At 69.0% G+C, this 1,567-nt stretch carries 1 protein-coding gene; it reads left to right on the forward strand.

What is annotated here, in order from left to right:
• The coding region (locus Dsi01nite_RS56825; RefSeq protein WP_239137326.1) for a condensation domain-containing protein at nt 1-1,567 on the forward strand (1,567 nt) is incomplete at both ends.

The following is a 1,567-nucleotide window of genomic DNA, read 5'->3' on the forward strand; positions in this document are numbered from 1 at the left end:
GGATGTGCAGGTGAAGGTGCGTGGGTTCCGGATCGAGCCGGCCGAGGTCGAGCATGTGCTGCGCTCGCGTCCCGGTGTCGACGACGCGGTGGTGGTGGCGGATGGGGATCGGTTGGTCGCGTATGTGGTGGGCGAGGCTGAGGGGTTGCGGGAGTTCGTGGGTGAGCGGTTGCCGCAGTACATGGTGCCGGGTGTGTTTGTGGAGCTGTCGTCGTTGCCGTTGACGCGGAACGGGAAGGTTGACCGGGCGGCGTTGCCGGCTGCGGATGCGGCGCGCGCGGGTGAGGTGTTTGTGGCGCCGGTCGGGCCGGTGCAGGAGTTGTTGGCGGGGATGTGGGCCGAGTTGCTGGGCGTGGACAGGGTGGGGGCGACCGAGAGTTTCTTTGTCTTGGGTGGGCATTCGTTGTTGGCGACGCAGGTGGTGTCGCGGATCCGTTCGGTGTTCGGGGTTGAGTTGCCGGTGGGGGCGTTGTTTGATGCGCCGACGGTGGCTGGGTTGGCTGCGGTGTTGGATGGGGCGGCGGGCTCCGCCGCTCCGCCGATCGTGGCGGTGGATCGCAACGAGCCGTTGCCGTTGTCGTTCGCGCAGCAGCGGCTGTGGTTCCTGCACCGCCTGGATCCGGATTCGGTCGAGTACAACGCCCCCATGTGGTTCAAGCTGCCCCGTGAGCTCGACGTCACCGCGGCGCTGACCGCGTTGGTGACCCGGCACGAAGTGTTGCGCACGCGCCTCGTAGCCGACGCCGATGGCGTGCCGTGGCAGCACATCGACCCGGCGCCGGAGCGGTTCGAGCCGCCGGTGGTGGAGCTGGCCGCCGACGAGCTGCAAGCGTGGCTGGCGGCCGATGCGTTGGTGCCGTTCGATCTGGCGGCGCACCCGCCATTCCGGGCCACCCTGCTGCGGCTCGACAACGGCGAACGGGTGCTCGCCCTGGGCATGCATCACGTCGCCGCCGACGAGTGGTCCGCGGGCATCGTGCGCCGCGAGCTGGTGGACGGCCTGCCGCGGCCGCTGCCGGTGCAGTACGCCGACTTCGCGGTATGGCAGCGCCAGTGGCTCACCGGAGCGGTCCTCGAGGGCCAGCTCGCCTACTGGCGGACCCGACTCGCCGGTGCCCCAACGTTGGAGCTGCCGACCGATCGTCCACGGCCGCCGGTGCGCACGGCCGAGGGCGCGGTCATCGGGTTCGCCATCCCGTCGGAGGTGACCGAGGGCCTCCGGACTCTGGCCGGCGCCGTGAGCGCGTCGATGTTCATGACGCTGTTCTCGGCGTTCTCGGTCCTCCTCGCCCGCTACACCGGACAGGACGACATCGTGGTCGGCACGCCGATCGCGAACCGGAACCGGTCGGAGGTCGAGGGTCTGATCGGGTTCTTCGTGAACACGTTGGCGTTGCGTACGGATCTGTCGGGTGATCCGACGTTCGCCGAGCTGCTCGAGCGGGTCCGGGCCGAGACTCTGGCCGCCTACGCGCATCAGGATCTGCCGTTTGAGTCGTTGGTTGATGAGGTTGGTGTTGAGCGCGACCGGTCCCGCACGCCGCTGTTCCAGGTGATGTTCAGCTAC

Origin of the sequence: Dactylosporangium siamense, from assembly GCF_016862795.1 — a bacterium.
GTDB classification, from domain to species: domain Bacteria; phylum Actinomycetota; class Actinomycetes; order Mycobacteriales; family Micromonosporaceae; genus Dactylosporangium; species Dactylosporangium siamense.